The sequence below is a fragment of the Thalassotalea piscium genome, from assembly GCF_030295935.1.
Taxonomy (GTDB): Bacteria; Pseudomonadota; Gammaproteobacteria; order Enterobacterales; family Alteromonadaceae; genus Thalassotalea_B; species Thalassotalea_B piscium.
This window is the reverse complement of the sequence record NZ_AP027362.1, coordinates 3,578,173-3,601,837: the sequence shown is the minus strand read 5'-3', so window position 1 is coordinate 3,601,837 and position 23,665 is coordinate 3,578,173. Positions and strand designations below refer to the sequence as shown.

Annotated in this window: 20 protein-coding genes and 2 tRNA genes; 15 read left to right on the top strand and 7 right to left on the bottom strand. The window is 38.8% G+C overall.

Annotated features, from left to right (window positions below; translation table 11 throughout):
* Nucleotides 1–71 precede the first annotated feature (71 nt).
* From QUD79_RS16015 to QUD79_RS16005, 3 genes are all read left to right on the top strand, one after another.
* Complete coding sequence (locus tag QUD79_RS16015) at nt 72–746, top strand: tyrosine-type recombinase/integrase (RefSeq protein WP_184423710.1); 675 nt, start codon at nt 72–74, stop codon at nt 744–746.
* A complete protein-coding gene (locus QUD79_RS16010) occupies nt 724–897 on the top strand; it encodes a site-specific integrase (RefSeq protein ID WP_184423711.1) in 174 nt (57 codons plus the stop codon). The genes QUD79_RS16015 and QUD79_RS16010 overlap by 23 nt, the downstream gene beginning before the upstream one ends.
* 203 nt (nt 898–1,100) lie before the next feature.
* Nucleotides 1,101–2,072 carry a helix-turn-helix domain-containing protein gene (locus tag QUD79_RS16005; protein ID WP_184423712.1) on the top strand — a complete coding sequence of 324 codons (972 nt, stop codon included), beginning with the start codon at nt 1,101–1,103 and terminating at the stop codon, nt 2,070–2,072.
* A gap of 87 nt (nt 2,073–2,159) precedes the next feature.
* Here the strand turns inward: QUD79_RS16005 and QUD79_RS17525 are convergent, their stop codons facing one another.
* The 5 genes from QUD79_RS17525 to QUD79_RS15985 form a co-directional block, all read right to left on the bottom strand.
* Nucleotides 2,160–2,324 (bottom strand): helix-turn-helix transcriptional regulator, encoded by a 165-nt coding sequence (locus tag QUD79_RS17525; protein WP_184423713.1) that lies wholly within the window; start codon nt 2,322–2,324, stop codon nt 2,160–2,162.
* A gap of 153 nt (nt 2,325–2,477) precedes the next feature.
* Nucleotides 2,478–3,596: a hypothetical protein gene (locus tag QUD79_RS16000; protein WP_184423714.1), complete on the bottom strand. Its 1,119-nt coding sequence runs from the start codon at nt 3,594–3,596 to the stop codon at nt 2,478–2,480.
* 10 nt (nt 3,597–3,606) lie between these two features.
* On the bottom strand, nt 3,607–4,611 hold the full coding sequence (locus QUD79_RS15995; protein ID WP_184423715.1) for a YecA family protein: 1,005 nt from the start codon (nt 4,609–4,611) through the stop codon (nt 3,607–3,609).
* A 12-nt stretch (nt 4,612–4,623) separates the two neighbouring features.
* On the bottom strand, nt 4,624–5,988 hold the full coding sequence (locus QUD79_RS15990) for a type II toxin-antitoxin system HipA family toxin (protein WP_184423716.1): 1,365 nt from the start codon (nt 5,986–5,988) through the stop codon (nt 4,624–4,626).
* The gene (locus QUD79_RS15985; RefSeq protein ID WP_184423717.1) at nt 5,978–6,268 is read right to left on the bottom strand and encodes a helix-turn-helix domain-containing protein; all 291 of its coding nucleotides are present in this window, start codon (nt 6,266–6,268) and stop codon (nt 5,978–5,980) included. Before QUD79_RS15985 ends, QUD79_RS15990 begins: the two co-directional genes overlap by 11 nt.
* 593 nt (nt 6,269–6,861) lie before the next feature.
* Between QUD79_RS15985 and QUD79_RS15980 the strand changes: the two genes are divergently transcribed.
* From QUD79_RS15980 to QUD79_RS15965, 4 genes are all read left to right on the top strand, one after another.
* A complete protein-coding gene (locus QUD79_RS15980; protein ID WP_184423718.1) occupies nt 6,862–7,062 on the top strand; it encodes an Arm DNA-binding domain-containing protein in 201 nt (66 codons plus the stop codon).
* A 180-nt stretch (nt 7,063–7,242) separates the two neighbouring features.
* Nucleotides 7,243–7,512 (top strand): helix-turn-helix domain-containing protein, encoded by a 270-nt coding sequence (locus tag QUD79_RS15975; protein WP_184423719.1) that lies wholly within the window; start codon nt 7,243–7,245, stop codon nt 7,510–7,512.
* Entirely contained in the window at nt 7,512–8,843 is a 1,332-nt protein-coding gene (locus QUD79_RS15970; RefSeq protein ID WP_184423720.1) for a type II toxin-antitoxin system HipA family toxin, read from the top strand. The genes QUD79_RS15975 and QUD79_RS15970 overlap by 1 nt, the downstream gene beginning before the upstream one ends.
* Nucleotides 8,844–9,480: 637 nt before the next feature.
* Nucleotides 9,481–11,379, top strand: coding sequence for a class I SAM-dependent methyltransferase (locus tag QUD79_RS15965; protein ID WP_184423721.1), 1,899 nt, complete (start codon nt 9,481–9,483; stop codon nt 11,377–11,379).
* Nucleotides 11,380–11,420: 41 nt separating this feature from the next.
* On the opposite strand, the gene QUD79_RS15960 is transcribed toward QUD79_RS15965, so the two are convergent.
* Entirely contained in the window at nt 11,421–14,630 is a 3,210-nt protein-coding gene (locus tag QUD79_RS15960; protein ID WP_184423722.1) for a DUF3427 domain-containing protein, read from the bottom strand.
* 252 nt (nt 14,631–14,882) lie between these two features.
* Nucleotides 14,883–16,226: a magnesium transporter gene (gene mgtE, locus QUD79_RS15955; protein WP_184423723.1), complete on the bottom strand. Its 1,344-nt coding sequence runs from the start codon at nt 16,224–16,226 to the stop codon at nt 14,883–14,885.
* A 365-nt stretch (nt 16,227–16,591) separates the two neighbouring features.
* On the opposite strand from mgtE, the gene QUD79_RS15950 reads away from it, so the two are divergent.
* From QUD79_RS15950 to QUD79_RS15915, 8 genes are all read left to right on the top strand, one after another.
* The gene (locus QUD79_RS15950) at nt 16,592–17,773 is read left to right on the top strand and encodes an outer membrane beta-barrel protein (RefSeq protein ID WP_184423724.1); all 1,182 of its coding nucleotides are present in this window, start codon (nt 16,592–16,594) and stop codon (nt 17,771–17,773) included.
* A gap of 10 nt (nt 17,774–17,783) precedes the next feature.
* Nucleotides 17,784–18,305 carry a polysaccharide biosynthesis/export family protein gene (locus QUD79_RS15945; protein WP_184423725.1) on the top strand — a complete coding sequence of 174 codons (522 nt, stop codon included), beginning with the start codon at nt 17,784–17,786 and terminating at the stop codon, nt 18,303–18,305.
* Nucleotides 18,302–20,458 carry a GumC family protein gene (locus tag QUD79_RS15940; protein WP_184423726.1) on the top strand — a complete coding sequence of 719 codons (2,157 nt, stop codon included), beginning with the start codon at nt 18,302–18,304 and terminating at the stop codon, nt 20,456–20,458. Before QUD79_RS15945 ends, QUD79_RS15940 begins: the two co-directional genes overlap by 4 nt.
* A 147-nt stretch (nt 20,459–20,605) precedes the next feature.
* On the top strand, nt 20,606–21,634 hold the full coding sequence (murB, locus tag QUD79_RS15935) for a UDP-N-acetylmuramate dehydrogenase (protein ID WP_184423727.1): 1,029 nt from the start codon (nt 20,606–20,608) through the stop codon (nt 21,632–21,634).
* A complete protein-coding gene (birA, locus tag QUD79_RS15930; RefSeq protein WP_184423728.1) occupies nt 21,627–22,601 on the top strand; it encodes a bifunctional biotin--[acetyl-CoA-carboxylase] ligase/biotin operon repressor BirA in 975 nt (324 codons plus the stop codon). The genes murB and birA overlap by 8 nt, the downstream gene beginning before the upstream one ends.
* The gene (locus QUD79_RS15925; RefSeq protein ID WP_184423729.1) at nt 22,595–23,314 is read left to right on the top strand and encodes a type III pantothenate kinase; all 720 of its coding nucleotides are present in this window, start codon (nt 22,595–22,597) and stop codon (nt 23,312–23,314) included. The genes birA and QUD79_RS15925 overlap by 7 nt, the downstream gene beginning before the upstream one ends.
* Nucleotides 23,315–23,452: 138 nt before the next feature.
* Nucleotides 23,453–23,528 (top strand) — tRNA-Thr (locus QUD79_RS15920).
* Nucleotides 23,529–23,557: 29 nt separating this feature from the next.
* Nucleotides 23,558–23,642 (top strand) — tRNA-Tyr (locus QUD79_RS15915).
* The last annotated feature ends 23 nt before the right edge of the window (nt 23,643–23,665 follow it).

The window sequence follows — 23,665 nt, the reverse complement described above, 5'->3', positions numbered from 1 at the left end:
ACAACAAAGCTAAAGTTAGAAATGGCATAGATCCTAAAATAGAACGTCTTAAATCTCATAATTCAAATATAATGACTGTAGACGAGGTGGCACAAGAATGGCTGAAAGCGCGCAAAAGAAACATAGAGAATCCTCAAATACCAGAGAGAGTTTATACTCGCGACATTAGACCCTACATTGGAAAACTTCCTGTCGATATAGTTACATCACGTGATATTTATGACATCGTTCAAAGAATAAATGACTCTGGACGTCCTACAGTTGCAAATGATGCTTTAGATCACTGCAAACACCTGTTTACTCAAGCAATAATTCTAAATGAGATAAAAAATAACCCTGCCGCAGTCTTAACACTAAAACATGCGGGAGGAACAGAAAAATCTCGCACTAGAAATTTATCATTTGAAGAAATTGAAGTTGCATTAAGGGTTATGAGAGAAAACAAAGATCAATTTACCAGAGAAAATTGTATTGCCGTTTGTTTGCTTTTATCGTTGGGTGTTCGGAAGTGTGAGTTAATAGCCGCGCCTTGGTCAGAACAATTTTTAAGCGAATTGAAAGTAAGGGCCTTCGACTCAGAGTATCTATTTCCTGCAAGACGCACCTCAAAAAGAAGATCGTATATTTCTGATGACACCCTGAATCATGCACTCGGAACTTTGTTTGGTGTCCCAACAACTTACCAAAAGAAAAAGAAGATACAACCTTATGGGCGAGCAAAGCATGAAACATTTTACAATTCATGAACTTAGGAAAACATGTCGTAGTAGGTTATCAGAATTAGATGTTGAAGCTAATGTTGCAGAAAAGTGCCTAAATCACGCAATAAAAGGCGTTGAAGGCGTATATGATCGTTGGGGATATTTTGATAAGAGAAAAATGCTCTCACCAAGTTAACCGATAGGTGGAGCGATACTGGTAACGGATATATTGTCATTAAATCAAATGGTTAGTAGAGTTGTTTATTGCAATTATATTTTCTACTTTTCTGAATGTTAAAGTGATTAAGTAAATATACCCTTGACTTTACTTAATTGTACACTAAGATAGTTAAGTAAATTGATTTTGGTATTTACTTAACTAGCTTGAAGGGAACTATAATGAGCAGTGAAAACGCGATTAAACTAGCACTTAATAAATTAGGGTGCACTCAAAAAGAACTTGCAGCTAAATTAAGTGTTTCTCCCGCTCAAGTGAGCAAATGGAAAGGGGGAGAATATATGTCTCTTGATATGGAAGAAAAGTTAGGTTCATTAGCTGGAATTGGTAAAAGAGATCCTGATTTGATTGTTTGGACGGGGGGGATTGAGCAGGCTGATAAATGGAAAAAACTCATATGCTACCTTGCGGACTCAGCAATAGAAGAAGCCGAAACTGGTTACAATACATATACATTAATAGATGAAGAAGACCAGAGGGATCTATTGTGTAGACAAATTATGTATATCTTTCGTCAAGTGGGAATTGAAATTCCACAAGAATTTCCTTCGGACTTAGATTTTGATTATGAGTTAGATTGGGAGGAAAACCCTGAAAAGTTTGAAAATCTTTATAGTGAAAACAGTTTTTCTAAATTAATTTCTAAAAGCTTTAACGCGCTGAACGATGTTTATGGGTTTTATGCAGCCTATATTGAAGAAATTTTGGATGATTGGGACTTAGGACTAATGGATACGCCAGCATGTAATATAGAGCCGTGTTTATTAGAATTAGCATTCTGTAAAATAGCTCAAGAAAGTCCAAGCAACCCTAACTTTAAATCATTCAAGCATGAAACACTCAGTAACTATGAAGAATGGATAGAAATAGTTAAAAATAAAGCTTTTGCTAATCGTATTCCTCTTAAGGCTGAGCTTATGAATATGGTAAATGAAGGGCATGGAGTGCTGGGACATGAGGCTGAAGCTGAAAGTTTAGGGTTTAATGCAGGTAGGTTGCACCCCGACGTGTATATGGATGAAATTCTGAAAAGCCATCGACTTATTCATCAGGTATTGCCTGTAATATGTAAAAAATTAGGTATAACAGAAGAAGAGCTTCAAATTGATTCTTCAGAGTTCTCATTGAAATAGTAGCAAATTTGTCTTTCTGTGAACTTTAAGCTCAGGTTTGAGTTACGACAACTTATGTATATTAAGCATTAGTTGTCGTAGTTAAGATTATTTAAGCTTTGAATCCCAAAGTTCAATGTCGATCAAATTCCAGATTAATTTGCTGGGATTAGTTCTATCCGGCTCAGGGAACTCACCATTGTTAATCATTCTCCAAAGCTTTGTTCTGCTTAGGTCTAACATTTCTAGTAACTGCTTTTGTCTTATACCCATAAAAAATCACCTTGTTTAAATTTAGTACCGCTTTCGCTAATGCGTTTAGTAACTCATCAGATTTAGCATAGGTCATTCAACCTTTCAGGCAGTCTATGCTGAGCGGGCTTTTTGCTAACACTCTTTGGTCTTTCTATACTATAACCCGATTATTTAAAGCATGTCTTTCAGGCGATTTAACAGCGCTTTACGGTTCTTATTAGCCATAACAAAGCGTTTAAAAAATTGCTCAAACGCCGCTCTATTGGCTTTAAACTGATAGGCTTCGTTCAACTGATGCAAATAGCGTGATGCCGCATCGTAGCCACTTGCACAAGTTCGCTCCGCTTGTTCTTGTGCTAGCTGCCAGTATCGCTCGCGCTGGCGATAGATATCCGTCAGTGTTTTTTCTTTTTCCGCTTTTTCGAGCGCTACTTTCTTTGCGAGCGCTTCGGCTTGCTCTTGCTGTAATTGGTTTTGCGCTTGATCAATGAAAGGGGAGATCACGCTGGGGGTTAACCAATACTGATAGGCTTCGTGTTTGTTGGTAGATTCTTTTCGCGTGATCGCTAAGGCTTGGTAACGACTTAACTGGCCTTGTTCAAAAAGCACACTTAATAGCGTGTTTTTGTCTGCTTCCGTGAGATTATGAAGCCATGCATCAAACTGGAACTGGGCTTGCTTGGCTTGGTGACTTGGTTGTGCGTTTAGTACCATTGCAAGTGCTTTAATCCAAGCTAGGGGAATATCAAAAAGTATGACAAAAGCCTGCTCTTCCTCACTGAGGTGCTCAAAATTGAATTCAATTAAAGGTAGCCCGTCAAGCTCTTCATCAAAATCGCACTCTTTTAGCCACATAAAGTACACAAGACGCCAATTACCTTGCATTAACTCGCTGCGTAAACTGGCTAAATGTTGGAAAAAATCATCAGCATTTTCATCATCAAAATATTCGTAATACTCTTCGATGGAAAAAATCAGCAATTGCCATTCATCGTTTTTATGCACATGAAGCCCATCGCTTGAAAAGCCAAGTAATGCATCAGGGAGCGTTCCGGCAGGTAGTTTGATGTAAACATCGATTGAACCCCAGTCGGCATAATAAAAACCGATGTCGAAGTATTGTAACATCAGCTCAGAAGGTTCCGCCTTTAAGTCGCTGTAGGTATAATACACCTGAAAGGACGTAGCGCTAATCTCGGCACGGCTTGAGATGGCTCTGAGCGCTTGGCGCGCTTTAGCATCTAAATATCCATCCAAACGTTCGAATTTATAATATTGGTGTTCGCTCATGATGACCTTTTTATACGTTAATAGTGAATTGAAAGGTTTGTGTTAACAAAGGCTGTACCTGAACCACTCTGTTAACGGGGTCTGCGTTTACATAACGTATTGGGTCTATGATTACAAATCCCCAAAATTGTAAAAAGCGTTCAATAAACCGTGATTCTATCAGCATGCTTAAGTTACGCTCTGGTGTGAAATAATCCTCTGTTGGGAATGCCTGTAGTAAATCGGGGAACGCCGTTATTACCTCTTTAACAAGCTGCTCGACACTGTTGTGGCTCTGAATGCGCCACAGCATAAACAACCAAAAGGTACGCAAGTCGAGATCATATTCAAAACCGTCCAAATACCCCCAGTTGTATTTGCTGATTGCAGCTTCAAGCATAGGTTTAAAAAATGCCTGTATACCTAAGGCCTGATACTGCTTTTGCGCTGATTTTTTCACATGGTAGCGACCGCTCCGTCGATAAATAATGCCACTAATTTCGGCTAGCACTCTGGTGTAGTGTAAGGCATTAAATTTATCTTCGTTACTGCCGGCAAACTCGCTGATACTGATATTTACAGGGAACTGAGCAACGGCAAACTCAGGCAATAATTCACTGGCCTGTTTTACCAACTTGGCCGGTAGGTTGCCTTTACTTGTGGCTTTAAATGAGCCTTCTTGCGCCATGGCCTCATCAAGAATGAGGGCTAAATAGCGCATTACAGGGCTAGCTAAAAGCTTATTTGGTGTGCTGATTGTCAGCCACTGTAATTCATCGAAAGGCGCATAAAGCCAATTGGCCATTTGCGTAGGCGTTACACCGCAAAAGTCGGGATGAGGTTGATTATTACGATCTTGCACCTTGTGCTGTAAAGCAGCATTGAGTTCATCAAGGGTTAAATTGGGGTTCATTGCCAGCATGGCTTGTGCATCATCAAAGACTTGGGCATGTTGCTTGGAGGCGTTGTTCATACAACAACGCTTAAATTTTTTACCACTGCCACAATGACAAGGATCGTTTCGGCCTAATTTCATTGCTAACCTCTCTTATTGTTGTAGAAAAAGCGCTGCATTTTCCTGATTACGCTGATCAAGTATTTTAGTAATTGCAGACACTGTTGTTTTACTGATCGCTTGTTGTGTTGCCAGATATGAAAAGTTACCAATCGAATTAACGACTTCTTGAATACATTGCTGGGCCTCTTTCCAACTAGCAAAGCCTGCACTTGCTGCTAGCTTTTGCATTACTTTGAGTGGAGGCGCTTTTCCATACCCTGCAAAGGCTGTTGCATGCTCATTAAAGGGATGAGGGCTAAATGTAACGTCGTAAAAGGGTGCTAGCTGCCAGTTACCATCATCCCCTTGCAAAAAGCCCCAGTTTTTACTGTGATCATCTTGGTTTGCTGCAAATAAATTAAAAATAGCACGACGAAACTGCAGTTGACCTGCCGCAGGAGACTTACACAACTGACGACTGGCTTTAATAAGGTCGCTATAGTCTAAACTAGGGGTACGAAAGTCGGCATCTAATAAGCCACAGGCACTGTGCATATGCAAACGCCCTGCATGTTGTTCGCCATCGAGTTTATGTGCTGGTAACCCTTGTTCTTTGGGTAAATAGTCAAAACGTTTAAGTGCTAGCCAGGCTTTTGCACCACTACTTGGTGGAGCTTCAATTAATTGCCAAACCGGTGGCTGGCACTTAGCTTGCTCAGCCATTTGTAGATACACGGCTTCACATAAGCCTTCTTCATGACCTAGTGCCAAGTTCTTCGACGTAAACTTAACTAACCATGCTTCATCCCCTGGCTTTGCATACGTTCGGCATTGTTGTGCATCACCGGCAGGCATATAAACTTGCGCTTTAGGCCTTGCCCCACCAGAGCTACCTACAGCGACCAAAGTTGCTAAAACTTGTTGGGTCTTCCCATCTAACTCTTCAGACTCCTTATAATCAAGGATGGACTGATCAAACAAGGTTTGTGCTTCTAGCCCAAGTGTTGCTATGTCAATATTTTGATGCTGTTCGGGTGAAAACGTTGATACGGGCGTAAATGACAATCCCCCCATCCCTTGGCGGCCTACAAACGCTAAACGATCCATCGCTGTTACTTGAGCAGGTAAAACACCTTGCTGGCGAAATATTCTGTCTTGAAGCAACAGTCCCCAACCATCAGGCAAGCTATCACCAAAAACACCATGAATTCCCTGATGAGGCTCTTTGGGGGCTTGTTGAAGCTTTCCATTAGCTTGTAAAGTAAACGGGGATAAATTTCCAAACTTACTAATGTATTCATCAAAGTACTGAAAGAATACACCCTGGCGGTTCTGAGCTAATACACCCACCGGCACAGTCTCACCCGTTGCAAGCGTTCGTTGCACATTCAGCTTTTGAATTGATTTAAAACTCATCTTTAAGCACCTCTTCTATACTAGTGGGTAAAGCATTGCGCTCTGTGCTTACCTGGGTTAGCCGATAAAGCCTATCGAGTGAGTCAAGTGATTGCCATAAGAGTAGTAACTGGCGAAAAGAAATTTGCCCAGTGAGTTCAAATTTTTTAATGGTAGGCGCAGGTACACAACTTTGCTGTGCAAGCGCCTCTCGCGATAGCTTAGCTTGTTCACGTAAACCACGAAGATGAGCAGCAAAAGCTTGGCTAACATCAGTGTCATCTAAAAGTGAAAGTTTCATACTCAACCCCATGGATACAGTAGTATCCATTATAGTTTAAAAAAGCGATATTTAGATACAGTAATATCTATTTATTATAAAATAAGAGCATTTATGGAGAAAAGAGTATAAAGCTGGTATATTTCAAACTAGTAGATTTCTTAGTGTGTTTGTTTAAGTGAACACCCCTATACGTTAAGAACCAACCAGCTGGTGGTTAACAATCAATATTACGTACATAGCCACACCTCAACTATCTGATATATATAAGCTAATAAATCCAAATCAACATTCAGATCCAAAACATCGAATGATGTTTTAACCTGTTTCACGATGTTAAAAACAACAATAAAAACCGCCTCTTAGGCGGTTTTGTTTTTTCAGGCTGTTTACTAGTTATACGCTTTGTTTCAGAATAGTGGTGACATAAACTTAAAAACAACACTTTTTTAGCCATTTTTCTAAATTATGTCACCACTTTAAACTTAACTAACTGAGTAATATAGAAAAATTAATGATAAACAAGTTAAATCTCTGCATAAAAAAGGTGAACATGGGCGGCATGCGGTAGGTAATGGTCTATATCTGCGTATCGCTAATAATAATATTGGATATTGGGTTATTGGGTTATTCGTTACACCATCAATAAAAAGCGTCGTGACGTAACCGCAGGTAAATATCCAGAGCTTTCCTTGGCTGATGTGAAATTAGAAGCTGCACGCATAAAGTTTGATATTAGTAATGGTATTGATCCAATCGCAGAGAAAAAGCGCAATGAAAGGTCTCAGTTTAATACGAGTACCGTTAACGGCTAGTAATGTAGGTTGGCGGTTAAGCAATGTGCAAGAGTGGATTAGGAAAAAATAGCTAAATTACACTTTTCTACGCTTAAATTGACTAAAAATCTAAATAACAGCTTATAAGTTGTTATTTGAAAAAACAGCTTATATACTGTTTTTAGATAAAACAACCTATACATTGTTTTGGTGGTTAGCGTGAATTACACAATTAATACTCTTGATCAAATTAAACCGATTCTTGTCGGGTTTCGAAAGTCTAATGGACTTTCTCAAAAAGCGCTGGCTGAAAAACTGGGTATTAGCCAACAAAGCTATCAAACACTTGAAAGCGCACCACAAAAGGTAACGATAGAACGTCTGTTTAAAGTGCTTTCTATTTTGGATATAAAGCTACAATTTGTAGAAAAAAATAAACCGCTAGAGAGTAGCTTATCCAGTAACGAACTCGCGCAGGATGAATGGTAATGGCAAAACGTAAAGTAAGCGCATTAACTATTTGGATGAACGCAGAGTTTGTTGGTACTTGGCGAATAAAGTCAGGTGTTGATGAGTTGCAATATGCCGAAGAATGGCTAGAAAACCCGCGAGGTCGCCCCTTATCTTTATCACTACCATTTACTCCAGGAAACCAACCAATTAAAGGTGATATCGTTTCATTTTACTTTGATAATTTACTGCCTGATAGTAGAGATATACGTGATCGATTAGCTAGGCGGTTTAGTACGGCAAGCACCAAGGTATTTGATTTACTCGTTGAGCTTGGTCGTGATTGTGTGGGGGCAATTCAATTGCTACCAGAAGGCGAAAAGCCTCAAAATATTAAACAAATTCAGTATAAACCGCTAAATGAACAGCAAGTCGCGGGAATACTAAATAAAGCTGTTGATACCTATCCGCTAGGCCGTTTAGACGACGATGATGAGCTGAGAATTTCACTTGCTGGCGCGCAAGAAAAAACCGCGCTACTTTGGCACAATAACCAATGGTGTGAACCTTTAGGAGAAACACCGACAACACATATTTTTAAACTGCCAATGGGTTTAGTTGGAAATATGAAAGCAGACATGGAAGCCTCTGTTGAAAACGAATGGCTGTGCTCGAAGATAATAGCCGAATTTGGTGTTCCTATTGCGCATTGTGATATGGGGTCTTTTGCGGGTAAAAAAGCACTTATTGTTGAGCGTTTTGATCGTAAATTATCAAGTGATGGCTCATGGATTATTCGATTGCCTCAAGAAGATTTTTGTCAAGCAACTGGTTTGTCATCATTGCTTAAATATCAAAGCGATGGGGGGTTGAGTATTGATGATTGTATGAAGCTACTTGCCAGTAGTGAAAATGCAGCTATTGATAAACAACACTTTTTTAAAGCGCAAATTGTATTTTACTTACTTGCAGCAACCGATGGTCATGCAAAGAATTTTAGCGTTACTCATTTACCAGAAAATAAATACAAACTAACACCGCTATATGACGTGCTGTCTATTCACCCGCTTATTGGTAATAAGGCGAACCAAATTGCTAAACAGAAAGTAAAAATGGCAATGGCCATTCGTGGTAGCAAAAATTACTATCAATTACAAAAAATACAATATCGGCATTTCATTCAACAGGGCAAAGCAGTAGGATTTACCGAAGCAGAAGTAATTGAGCTTATTGACTCAGTGATTAGAGTATTTGATACTGTTATTGAAAATGTCAGCACAAATCTCCCTGAAGGCTTTCCAACTAATATATCGAATAAGATCTTTGTAGGAATGAAAACGCAAGCAAACAAGCTAAGCGTGCACACATAAACTAAGTGGTGACATACAGCTAAATCACTCTGTCTAAATAAAGATTAACAAACTGAAAATAATGGTTTTTATTTTTCTACTACGCGAGCAAATTCAGAATATTGAATAAAAAGTTTCTCGTTTGATCTCATTTAATCCATCAGGCGTTAAAGTTTATCGTCTGTAGTCATAAAGGATAGTTGGGTAGTTCCTAAACGCGCAGCCGATTATTTTGGGGCTGTTTTTCTTAAGAATTGGTGTGCGCTGTTTTATTACTTTTATTGTTTATATTTATCTTTTTTATGTATTGCCTTAAGGGCGGTGATATTGGCTTGCGCGCCTTCAGCCTCTCTTAGGCGGCGCCGATTTTCTGCAAAGCTAGCAAACACTCGAAAGCGCCCAACAAAAAGTAACAATAGAACGTCTGTTTAAAGTGCTTTCTATTTTCGTGGTAAAGTTACAATTGGTAGAAAAAAATACAACACTCAATAATCATCACTCTAATAGTGAACTCATCGCAGGATTAATGGTAATGACCAAACGTAAAGTAAGTGCATTAACTATTTGGATGAATGTCATATTGACAAAAATTATTAAATAAGAGAATGTACGTGTGTGCAATTTTTTATAATAACTCGCATGCGAAAGGGAACCGCAATTGTCTCACAACTTCTATAATCAAAATGCCGAAGGCATAGCAGAACAATACCTTTCAAAGTCATTTAAAGACGTACACAAAAGTTGGGCTCAATTTTTACCTTCCATTATCGAAAACCCCGCCGCGCGCATTCTTGATTTAGGCGCAGGCTCTGGTCGCGATGCTAAGCATTTTGCCGAACTGGCGGAAAAAACACATAAAGAAGTAAACAATATTCAAGTTTTTGCAGTTGAGCCCGCCACTGAACTTGCCGAATTAGGCGCTAAAGTCACAAAAGATTTAAAAGTAAAATGGCTCAACGATGCTTTACCGACATTAAACGTTATTACTAAACAAGAAGTTAGCTTTGACTTAATTCTACTCAGCGCGGTTTGGATGCATATTCCGCCAAGTGATCGCGCACGTTCACTACGCAAACTTGCCAACTTACTTAAACCCGGTGGCAAATTGGTTATTTCACTTCGTCATGGCCAAACCGAAGACGATTATAAAACCCGAAAAATGTTTGATGTTTGCGCAGATGAATTAAAACAACTCGCTACCGGTGTAGGCTTATTTACTAAACTAGAAACACCAAAAGAAAATGACGAGCTAGGTCGTAATCATATTCATTGGCAAACAATAGTTCTGCAATTACCTGACGATGGCACAGGTGCTTTCCCGTTTATTCGTCATGTCGCGATTAATGATGGCAAATCAGCCACACATAAACTGGCGTTATTAAGAGTGTTACTGCGCATTGCCGACGGTCACTCTGGTGCAGTTTTAAGAAGAGAAGCATCACCCTTTGGCGATCGCGTTATTTTACCAGCAGGTTTAGTTGCGCTTTATTGGTGTCACCAGTACAAAGATTTAATAGATAGCCATAAATTTTTTCAAACTCCTAATAAAAACCCTAACATGGGCTTTATGAAAGAAGATGGTTGGCACAAGTTAACTCATAGAACCGCGTCAGACTATAGAATCGGCAACTTGTTTGTAGGTGACGATGCTATTGCTCTACATAAAACACTCTCTGCCGCGGTAAGCAATATTAAAAATATGCCGTGTAAATATATTACTTATCCTAATCAAGAAGCTAATAGCGACCAACCCGTGTTTGAAATAGCAAGCAACACAGTAAAAGCCAAAGACAGTATATTTTTAGATTTACCAACCCTTGCACAATGGGGCGAATTCTCACTACCTGAATCCACATGGCTGGCATTTAATCGCTACGCTTGCTGGATTGAACCCGTTTTAGTGAACGAGTGGGTTAAAGCAATGGCAAGTTATACCGGTAACAGCGCTTATAAAACACCAGAAAAGCAATATTACTTACACCAAGCTTTAAGCTGGTTAGAGCCTGTGCGCACTACAACCGAAGTACGCAAACGTTTTGAACAACTAAAACAACAAATGCCTGAAATTGCGAAATGCGTTTGGTCTGCCAAATCATTAAAAAACCAATACGATATTGATCACAGCATGCCATTTGCTCGCTGGCCGAATAACGACCTATGGAATTTGCTGCCAACCGATAGCGTTATCAATAATCAGAAAAGCGATCGCTTACCAACTGAATATAAATTAAAGCAATCGAAAGAACGCATTAAACATTGGTGGCAAGAAGCTTGGCTAAACAAAGAAATAACCACGGTTGCTACAACGAAAAAAAATGAAGTAAATGATATGTCTGCTGGTTATGTAATTAGTGAAACTCTATTTACCGCCAGCATAGAAGTAGAAACTGTCCCAACAATTGATACAGAAAAAACAACAATGAAGCGTTTTTTTGCTGAAGCAAATATCGCCTTACCGGGATTAAGTTCAGATAACACTTCAATTGATGACCTTTTTGAAGCGCTGGTGTTACAGCGAGGGAGATTGAAAGAAATGCAGCAATTGAGAGAGTGGTGATAACGCTGCATTCTAAGAAGTATTGGTTTATTGCCCTTAGGTTAACCAACCGCCAACTTAGCCGTCTCATGCCACAAATACGCTGGCATGGGATGTTTTAATTTCCACGTAATATTCATTGGTTGGCTACCTTCATATTTAACAAAATCAACAGGGCCAAAGTTAACAAAACCCATAGTTTTCCCGTTTTCGTCTTTGGCTTGTTCGCGGACAAATAAAATGAAAGTTTTGTTGTTTTCTTTTTGTTTAATGTAGTTTAAACCTTTGCCTGACTCTGGCTTAGCGCTATTTTGTGTTTGCCAGTGAAACAATGTAGGGCTTATTGCATAGTCATGATACATGGTTGTGGCTGAAAATTGTTTTTCATTTTTATTTAAAGTAACAAAGAGCAGCTCTACATTAGCATCAGCTACATTTAATAAGCCTTCTCTATTAGATGATTTTTTTGAAAAAGTACTGTCACCAAAAGCGACAAGAATATGCTCTTTCGGATAGCGAACATGCATTTTTAATGGCGCTAGATCGACCTTTGCATTACCAACCTTTGGCATAGCAAACTCACTTACTTCTAGTTGCTCAATCAATATTTCGATAACTTCGCTGAGTTCAGTTTGCAGGTTTTTATCTCTAAGCGCTGCGATACTTTCTTCAAGGCTATTAAAGCCTGCTTGTTTGCCGGCTTTATCCCAAAAGTCGTAATGACACATCAGGGTAAACAATTGCTCAGAGTTTACTGTATCGCCTGTAAAGTTGGCTAATGGCAACGCAAAATTATTATCGCAAAGGGCTTTAATAAAGCGTAAATAAGATATTGAAGTGCAGATCATTAACCGATTGTTGATAGCGCGATAGTAAGCAGCATAAAGCGCCTGTTTACTTTCATCTATGGCTTTATTTTTACTTATTGCCAGTAGGGCTTGCCAACCGCCAAACTTTCCAACTTTAACTTTGTAGATATCTTCTAATGTAATATTAGGGTTGATATCTAAGAAGTTTTTTAATGTTAGAGGTAAGTGAGTAACATGTGGGAAATTAATAATTAAGTTAATTAATCGGCTTTTATTAAGTGTTGCTTGGCTGATGTTTTTTAAGATCATGGTTTGCGTTTTTTCTTGTAACTCGATACGACAACCCAAAGGCAAATGAGGGAAACCTTGTTTAATTTCTTTTGCTATTGCTTGATTGGTTTTACCGACTAATGCTCTAAACTTATGTGAAAAGTCGTATTCTGGTCGCGAATTACCGACAAAATCTAATATTGTGCAACATTCTTTGTTATCGGTTAAACGCAGTCCGCGACCTAGTTGTTGTAAGAATATCGTCAAGCTTTCTGTTGGGCGTAAAAACAGTAAAGTATCTAGTTCTGGTATATCGACACCTTCATTAAAAATATCGACGACAAACAGCACGTTTATTTGTTTTGATTTAAGTCGTTGCTGCATGACTTCTCGATCTTTACTGTTATCACTAGTTAGCACGCCACAAGCTATATTTTTCAGAGTAAACTTTTTCGCCATAAAATTTGCGTGTTCTTTACTGACACAAAATGCCAATGCGCGCATTTGAGCGATATCAGTAATAATTTCGTTTAAGCTTTGCAGTATTCGTAAAACACGTTGGTCGTTATAAGTATAAAGGTTGGTTAATTCAGCAATGTCATAACGGCCTTTTGACCATTTTATTTTGCTCAGATCAGTATCATCATCGATGGCAAAGTATTGAAAGGGTGAAAGGTGGCGTTGGTTAATCGCTTCAGGCAAGCGTATTTCAGCGGCAATAACATGGCAAAAGTCGCTAAGAATATCTGTACCATCGTGACGTTCTGGTGTCGCGGTTAACCCTAGTAGTATTTTCGGGCTAAAGTGCTTTAATACTTCGCGGTAGCTTTTGGCTGCAATATGATGAACTTCGTCAATAACAATATAATCAAAGTAATCTTCACTTAACGCTAAAGTGTCAATTGGGTTACTCATTTGTGAGTTTAAACTTTGAATAGAAGCAAAAAGATGGTGATATTTGTTTGGTTTGTTATTGCCGACCCATAATTCGCCAAAATTACTGTTTTTTATTACGCCACGGTATGCGCCTTGTGCCTGTTTTAAAATTTCTTCTCTATGGGCAATAAATAGGAACTTTGCTTCAGGATTTTTATCGTAAAAACGAGCAAAGTCGAAAGCTGAAATAATGGTTTTACCTGTGCCTGTAGCGGCAACCACTAAGTTGCGATAACGATCATGCAGTTCACGTTCGACCTGTAGCTTTTCTAATATAGTTTGCTGATGAGAATGCGGTTTTATATCGAAATAGAAACTCGGCGTTGTATTGTTAAAACTGCCTTTTGCTGCCTGCAGAGCGTCATGGAGCTTTTCTTTACTCTGTGCTTTGCCATCAAAGTGTTCAAAGTCAGGTGACTGCCAATAGGTTTCAAAGGTACTGAGCGACTTTTCAATAATATGGGGGATTTCTTGTGAGGTGATTTTTAAATTCCACTCTAAACCACTGGTTAATGCTGAATGCGATAAATTAGAAGAGCCGATATAGCCAGTGTGAAAGCCGGTATCTCGCATAAATAAGTAAGATTTTGCGTGCAACCTTTCTCGGTTAGTGTTGTAACTGAGCTTTACTTCGGTGTTAGGTAATGTGGCTAAAAACTCAACCGCTTTAGCATCTGTCGCGCCCATGTATGAGGTGGTGATTATTTTTAGTTGCTTTCCACTTCGAGTAAATGCTTCTAACTCGTTTTTAAATATTCGAATGCCAGCCCATTTGATAAAAGACACCAACCAATAAATTTTATCAGATGATTGGATCTCTCTTTTGATCTCAGTCTCTAGTGATACACCAACATTACTGCCGCAAAATAATTCGCTTTGGCTCAGCCCAGTAATAGGCATTATTGATTTAACGTATTTCGGCAAGTCTGCTGCAATCGGGTTGGATTTATCAAAAATAGCGGTAAGAATTTTACCTTGGCTATCTAACAGGTTTTCACTAATTAGTTCTTTATCTTTGATGTGTGTACTAAGCCATTTAACTATGGTGTTAGCTAGATTGATTTGTTCACTAATTCGAGTCTCACCATTTGGCACTGAGTCCATAGCAATTTCGATAAGACGTGTTAAGAATCTTGATAACCATGTTGCAGCTTCACCAGCTTCTAATGATCTTTCACCTACATAAAACGAGTCACGATCTAAATTTTGTTCAACCAATTGAGTAATGAGTTGTTCATAGATACCTGTTTGTTTCATGAAAGTCCTTTTTACTTTCCGGTTTTAATGCCAGGATATATGAAAAAGTGTCAGACAGGAATGGCCAATTCACTTCTATTCTTTATAACTAAATTATCAAAGTAGGTCATCATAGTTGCTTAGTTGCTTAGTTGCTTAGTTGCTTAGTTGGTGCGCTTTACTATGGCTGTGCAATCCTGATTTAAATTGCATTAGTTAACCGCCATCACTCTAAAACAACAACGGCTACTCACTATTGCCAATCCCCCTTAATTACAACGCCAAGTACCAAGTCGCAATTGAAAAGTATAATACTACACCGGCAACGTCGGCTATTGAGGTAATTAAAGGGCCGCTAGCGGTGGCTGGGTCAAGTTTGAAGCGGCTTAATAAAAAAGGTAATGAAAGGCCAATTAAACTACCTGCTAACACTACTAACATCATGGTTACTGACACCACTATTGCTATGTCGTATCCGCCGCGCCACCAGCCTAATCCTACTACGGCGCTAGCCATGGTTAGGCCTAATAAGCTTGCTACTAAACATTCTTTTGCTAATAAGCTGCCCCAGTCGCGTAGTTTTATATCGCCAGTTGCCAGTGCCCGTACCATTAATGTGCCTGATTGTGCGCCGGCGTTTCCACTACTGCCAATTAATAGCGGTAAAAAGAACAATAAGGCGATATGGTCGGAAATTGTGCTTTCGTAATATGAGATACCCGCGCCTGAAAAAATATTACCAAATACTAATATTACTAACCAAAAAACACGCTTGCGGTAGAGTAAAAATATACTTGCTTCTTTTACGCTTATTTCTAATTTGCCAATGGTAGCTGTTTTATGAAAATCTTCTGTTGCTTCTTCTGCTACAACGTCCATTGCGTCATCGTAGGTAACAATGCCTACAATTTGATTTTCGGCATTAATAATGGGCAGCGCGAGTAGGTCATATTTGGCAATTAAGGTTGCAATTTCTTCTTGTGGGGTGTCAACCGAGGCAAAAATTGGTGCGTTATTCATTAATTCATTTATTGGCATAGTTACTGGTGCCAGAATTAATTCTCTAAGCGATACCACTCCAATTAAGTGCCGGCTTTTGTCTACTACGTACGCTGAGTAAATCGTTTCTTTGTCGGGCGCTTCGTGTCTTAATACATCTAAGGCTTGCGACACTGTAAGGTCGGCGGTAAGCATTGCATAGTCAGATGTCATAATGGCACCGGCGGTGCCTTCGTCATGCGAACATAGCTGTAATAGATCTTCACGTTCTGCTATTGCTAATGCGGGTAATAAGGTTTCGCGTTGCTCTTCGGTAAGTCGGTTAAATAAATCGGCGCGTTGGTCTGGTGAAACTTGTCGAATAATGGGGGCTAATTTTCTCCGGCTAATACAAATTGAAAGCTCTACTTGTACTTCTGCTGGTAAGTAACCAAATACTTTTGCTTGCACTGCTGCAGGAAGCGCACTTAGTAATGTCCAAACATCGTTGATAGGGAATTCAGCAATGGCGCTGGCATAGTCTGCAGGGTGAATGTTTTCTTCTTCTTCTTGAATTAGGTGCACGGTATTGGTTTCTAACGCGGTGCGTAGCGTTTCAATTAATACAGGTAATTCCATAGCTATCTCTAACGGTAAAGCTGAATTAAAATGCTATACAGCATGTTTAAGCAGCACTTTAATTGATGGGAAATGATTATCAGACTAGGTTAGCTATCTGATTTATTCACAAGCGTTAATTAAGTGTAGATGAAAAACGCAATAGTTATCATTTTATAAAGGATTGCACATAATAACAACTTATGAATAAGCCGATTAGCCTAAGTACAACGATACACTAGCAGGCTAATTGTGGGTGTAAGCTATTTTATTACTTGAAAAGGCTTTAACAAAAAATTAACGTTTTACTTGTTTTCTACACAAAAATGGGGTGGAATAAGTTTTTAATTATAAAAAGATGAATTAATCATCAGTAGGCAAGTAATTTGTTAGGTCGTTCTATTCAATTTTTTTTATTATCGTTGTGTGTAATTGCGCTATTTGGTGCTTCAAAAAGCATGGGTTATGAGCAAACTAACAATGAAATGGTGTTTACTATACACAGTGAAGTAGGCGCTGTTGATAATTTCCTTTATGATAATAACAACACCGAACACACGAGTTTTTTTAAATTACTGCCCACCATTACCATTAAAACAGAGTTTGAACATCACCTAGTGCAATTGTTAGCTGAAAGTGAGCATGTTAGTTTTCAAGCTTTCTCACAAGACAACTATAGCAACTTTAACATTGCACCGTCTTATCAATTTAAACCTGCTATTAATCAAACATTTTTTGTAAATACTCGGTTTTCAGAACAATATGAAGCGCGTGGAACAGGGTTGTCTTTGGGTAATGCTCGTGCACTTTGGGTTGGAGACACTAAGCAAACTGCAGAACTACAGGGGGGCTTTTTATATGGCCGTGAAGACTCTGTTGCAAAGCTTCGGTTTGTTATAGGGCAAAATACTAATCGTTATAAAACACGTCGAGATGTAACACGGATTCTTGATAGAAATAGTGTTTATATTAACCCCTCGTTCGACTACCTAATTGGTGGAGGCTCTTACTTTACCAGTGAAATTAAAGCTGAGCGTGTATCATATAAACATAACGAAGCGCTGAGTAAAAATAAATATGTTGGTTTACTTGGCTTTAAATGGCAGCCGAGCACAATAACTGATCTTGCGTTATTATTAGGTTACCAAGAAATACAATTTGAGCAATCTGCTTTAGCAAACGACAGCGCAATAAAATGGCGAGTGAATCTAGGGTGGAAGCCTTTAGAAGACCTTAGCTTTACTCTTATGTCTGAGCGAGATTTTGCTGAGGCGAATAAACTTCAAGATAGTTACCGTTTGGTCGATAACTTAGTGGTAGGTGTTCATAAAAAATGGCACGACTATTTAGCAATTAATGCAAGGGTAGGTTTTAACAGCCAAGATGTTGTCTCTCCTATGCAGTTAACAACAGAAGATTATTTAACAACAAACATCGCAATACATTATCAACGTAATAGTTGGTTATCGTTCTACTTTACTTATGACTTTAAAGGACTAGATGCGAGTATTAGTAGTTTAGACTATCAGAGAAATAGCCTTTCAATAGGCTTTAATGCTACACTTTGATGAGGTTTGAATGAAAAAAACACAACTCTTTAGTACCATTTTTTTGTTACTAATTAGTAGTTTCGCCTTTTCTGGCAGCTATAAACTAGGATCTGGTGATCAAATAGCAATAACCGTATACGATGAGCCTGATTTAACCACTAAGGTTAAAATTGATAAGTCGGGTGTTATTACCTTTCCATTTATTGGTGATTTACACGTTATTGGTTTAACAACTAAGTTACTTGAGAAGCGTATTTACGACGGTTTGTTAGGTGACTACTTAATTGATCCTCAGGTAACGGTATCAGTGGTGAGTTATCGCCCATTTTTTATTCATGGACAAGTAAAACGTCCAGGAGGCTATCCATTTCAGGATGATTTAACGCTTGATAAAGCAATTGCTTTAGCTGGCGGTTTAGCCAGTAGAGCATCGAATTCTGATTGGAAAATTACACGTATTGTTGATGGCACTACTATGACGATTAACGCGACTGTTGCCACGTTAATTCAACCCGACGATATTATTAAGATAGAGCAAAGCTTCTTTTGAATAAACAACACGAATTTGACAATTTAGCGTATGAAGAAGTGGCCTTAAAAGAAATTTTAAGCCCGCTTTGGTCTAGGCGCTGGAAAATTGTTTTCTTTACGTTGTTAATTACCTTGGTAGTTGCTTTTTATGTGTCGTTGCTTAAGCCGTCTTATAAAGCGACTGCCATTTTACAAATAGGTACCAAAAAACCTGCGAACACGTTATCTATTAACGATGCGTTTAACGAGTCTACTGCTAGCCAAGAACAAATTCAGACACAATATGAATTATTGCGTTCAAGAAAATTTGCCGAGCGTGTTATTTCGCGCTTAAACTTAACCGCGCATGAAGAGTTTAATAGTGGTAAATATAATAATAAAATTCCATTTTTAGCTTCTAGGGGCACATCAGATGTTAGGCCTACAATTAGCCAAGTGGTGCCTGCCTTTCGATCTCGCTTAAGTATTAATCCTATTTCAGGCACTGAATTAGTTAAAATTTCTTTTACTTCATATTCACCTGAACTGTCGATGGAGGTTGCTAATCAGATAGGAATTACCTATTTACAGTATCAAGATGAAATTCATAGTGAGTCGAAAGAGTCTACTTCTCAGTGGCTAGTTGATCAGCTAGAAGGGTTAGGCAAAAAGCTTGAGTCGTCAGAATTAGCGTTACAAACCTACCGAGAAACTGAAGGTATTGTTGATATTAAAGGGATTTCAGGGCTTGTTGGCTCAGAGCTTACAGAGCTTACATCATCTGCATTAACCGCTTCAAAAAAAGCCGACGAGTTAGAGGTAACTTACCAATATATTCAAGCCCATAAGGGTGACTTTGATGCCTTAATTGAATTAGAACAAATTGCTAACCAAGTAACCTACTTGCAGTTAAAGCGTTCAGAAGGGCAAATTGAGCGAAAATTTAACGAATTGTCAAAACGTTATGGTCCTAAACATCCAAAAAGAGTAGCTATTGAGTCAGAATTAGCATCATTACAAAGTCGCCTGAAAGAGCATGTTAACAATTTAGTTATTTCGCTAGAAAAGAGTTACTTTAGCGCGATTGAAAAAGTTAAAGCTACTCAGCGTCGTTTAGATAGTGCCAAGAAAGATTACCTACGCTTAAGCCGTTTAGAGAATAAGTTTTCGCAGTTAGAGCGCGAAGTTAAAACTAATAAAGAGCTATACAATAATTACTTAGTTCGCCTAAAAGAAGCTGATGCAATGGGAAATTATAATTCTAATTTCTATGTCAGGTTTATCGATAAGGCCCTTACGCCTAAAAGCCGTGTAGCACCGAACAAAAGCTTATATGTGATTATGGCATTTATGCTATCTGCGGCATTTATTTCTATTATTGTTATTATGAGAGAGCTATTGCTCGACACTCTTAACTCTCGCCGTAAGCTTGATAACTTTAAAGAAGCGCCTATTTTAGCGGTACTCCCTAAATTTAAAGTAAAAAATCAATCTGAAAATGATCCTTCGTATTTTACTGATAGTCGATTTATTGAAGCTATTAGGTCATTGCGAACGGCATTGTTATTTAGTGCTGAGAAAAAAGCACCTAAAATTATTGCGATCACCTCTTCGGTGCCTAATGAAGGTAAATCTACTGTAGCGCTTGAGCTCGCTCGCTCGTTTAGTGAGATGGAGAAGGTCTTGCTGATTGAAGCGGATATGCGACACCCAACGTTATATAAAAGTTTGAATTTAGAGTTGCATCGTCCGGGGCTGTCAAACTTGTTAGCAAAAACGCACCAAATTAACGAATGTATCATTCGCGATAAAAACGTTAAATTAGATATTTTAACCTCAGGCATATCGCCGGCAAACCCGCTCGCATTTCTGTCGATGAAACGTTTTAAAATGTTAATTAAAGTGTTTGGTAACTTTTACGACCGTATTATTATTGAAACACCACCGGTAAATGCGGTGAGCGATGCCGTAATAATTTCAAGGCTGGTTGATAGTGTATTATATATTGTTCATGGCGGTAAAACTAAGCGCGAGCAAATTGTGTCTGGTTTACGCGTTTTAAGGCAAGTTAATGCGCCAATTGAAGGCATTATTGTTAACCATAGTGAAAGTGTTGATAGTCAGAAGTATCAAAACAAATACTACTCAGACATGGGTAACATAGTTAAAATGCCTGTGCGCAAGCAAGGGTAAACCGTAATAATAGCATTTATTGTTTTTCTGTTGTTCACAATATTATTCACCTGCACTATTTGAACCTAATCTTGCTAAAGTACTCTGAAACTCGCATATTAATCTGGTATAGGTATATAATACTGAAAACCTTTGAACCCAATATTCATGAAGTCACAAGCTAATTTTTCATTAAAATCTTGCAATAGCTTTTCATTTGAAAGTGTAACATCTTGCATTTACTTTCCTGAGTCGCTTGACGATTTACGTCAGCTTAGTTCGTTAACAAATGAGCCTTTTTATATTTTGGGTGAAGGCAGTAATACGTTGTTTTTAGCTGAAAAAGCGCCTGTAATTATTCAACCTAAGTTTATGGGAACCTCAGTTGACGAGTGCGACGACGCATACCTTGTAAGTGCAGGCAGTGCAGAAAACTGGCACCAATTAGTAACTTATTGTGTGCAAAAGGGTTATGCCGGCTTAGAAAATTTAGCGCTTATCCCTGGTAGTGTTGGCGCGGCACCTATTCAAAACATAGGCGCATATGGAGTTGAACTGTCTGATGTTATTGAGCATGTAAATTGGTACGAGTTTGCAACGCAAACGCTTCATCAACTTTCACACGAGCAATGTCAATTCGGTTATCGCGATAGCGTTTTTAAACGCGAGAAGAGAGATAAAGGCATTATTACCCAAGTGTGTTTGAAACTACCAAAAGCTTGGCAGGCTAATATTAGTTATCAAGGGTTAGATAGTTTAAGCGCAGAAGCTACACCCGAACAAGTATACCAACGTGTAATTGAGGTAAGGCAAGCTAAATTACCTGATCCTAAGGTAAAGCCTAATGCGGGGAGTTTTTTTAAAAACCCTGTTGTTAGCCAACAAACCTACCAGCAATTAGTAAAGCACTATCCAACTATGCCAGCATATCAACAATCAACTACACAGGTGAAACTTGCAGCTGGCTGGTTAATTGAACAAGCTGGGCTCAAAGGCATTAAACAAAACGGTGTTGGCGTGCATGATAAACAAGCCCTTGTTTTAGTTAATCACGGTGAAGGAACAGGAGCCGCTATATATGAACTTGCGCGCAATATAAATCAACAAGTTTTTTCTAAGTTTGGTGTTTCGTTGCAGCCCGAGGTGCGTATAGTCTCGGCAAGTGGCTTAATTATCAAGGATGGCTTTAATGGCTAAATCAATTAAAGAACAACTTATTAGGGAGTTGGCTGCAGGTAAGTTTGTTTCTGGACAACTTATTGGTGAGTCTTTAGGCATTAGCCGAGCGGCAGTTTCTAAACAAATTGCGAGCTTAAATGAGATTGGTTTCGATATATTTAGTGTTACCGGAAAAGGCTATCGCTTAGCACAGCCTATTGCATTGGTTGATAAAACCAAGGTGCTCGCGGCGCTATCAACCAAGGCTTTAGCGAGTAAAGTTGAAGTACACTGTTTAATCGACTCAACTAATAATTTTTTGCTGCGTCGTTTACCTGATCATATTAAGCAGGGTCAAGTTTGTATTGCTGAACACCAAAGTGCAGGGCGGGGCAGAAGAGGTAAAGAATGGGTATCTCCGTTTGGATCTCATGTTTATATGTCGATGTATTGGTATTTAGAGCAAGGTATGTCGGCAGCTATGGGGTTAAGTGTTGTAGCGGCTATTGCAATAAGTGATGCGATAGAATCACTCTATCAAATAAAAGTGCAACTCAAGTGGCCTAACGATATTTATATTAACGAAAAAAAGCTTGCAGGTATTTTAATAGATCTAGAAGGGCAGGCATTAGAGCCAAGTCATTGTGTTATTGGCCTAGGGGTTAATGTGTCTATGCCAGAGCAAGCTTCCAGTAAAATTGATCAGCCGTGGACTGATTTACAAACTCATGTCTCAACACCCGTTGACCGTAATATATTAATTGCTGAAATTATTAGTAAACTTACAGAGCGCTTACATGAACACCAAGAACATGGCATTGTTAAAATGCTAGATCAGTGGTTTAAGCTAGATCTATACCTCAATAAACCTGTTAAATTAGTTGCGGGTGAGAAGGTCACTTACGGACTTTGCCGTGGTATTAACACCCAAGGGGCTCTATTGCTTGAAGTAGAACGCCAAATAAAGCCGGTTTATGGCGGCGAAGTGAGCTTAAGAAAGTGTTAGTACTGTTAGATGTTGGTAATACTCGTAGTAAATATGTTTGCATTACCAATAAAAACCGATCTACGGTTAATTATATTGAAAATAATCAACTCAACGAAGCATGGTTATCGCAAACATTTGAACATGCCGACAGGATTTTTCTTGCGAATGTTAATAATGAACAATTTACTGAAGTAATAAAAGGTTGGGCTAAGCGCAAAGCAATTACCTTTAAGCAATTACAAACACAGCAACAACAATTTGAACTACAATGTGCGTACCAAGCACCAAGTAAATTAGGAATTGATCGCTGGTTAGTAATGCTGGCGGCTAGTCAATTATTTCCGAAAAAAGCGTGCCTTGTTATTGATGCAGGTACAGCGACCACAATTGATGCCATTTCACCGCTAAGCCAACATCTTGGTGGTTGGATTTTACCCGGTATTGATATGCTTTATCATAGCCTGATAAACAATACCCAAAAAATTATTGCAGATAAAAGTGTACAACCAAGCTTAGCGCTGGGTAAAAACACCAGTGAATGTGTTAATAATGGTGCATGGGCAGCCACTGTTGGCGCTATTGAATTACAGTTTCAACAGCTAAAAACGCAGTTTGATGAAATAGAAATTGTGATTACAGGGGGGAATGGGTGCAAACTCTCGTCTCAATTAGCTTATCCTCATCATATTTTCGACGATCTTGTTTTTATCGGCATGCAACGTTTTAGTTGATAAAAAACGATAAAAGCGAGTTAACTTATGTATAACTTGAATAAAAAAACATCAATCAGGTAAAAAGCCACTATTTTTTACGATTTACGCTTGCAAGGGGCAAAACATTACACTAGAATTCGCTCCACTTAATGTAGTGCCGACTTAGCTCAGTTGGTAGAGCAACTGACTTGTAATCAGTAGGTCGCCAGTTCGACTCCGGCAGTCGGCACCATTAATACACAGTAAAGTGTGAACAAATTTGGAGGGGTTCCCGAGTGGCCAAAGGGATCAGACTGTAAATCTGACGGCTCAGCCTTCGGTGGTTCGAATCCACCTCCCTCCACCATTTTGTTGTGATAATTTGAGAGA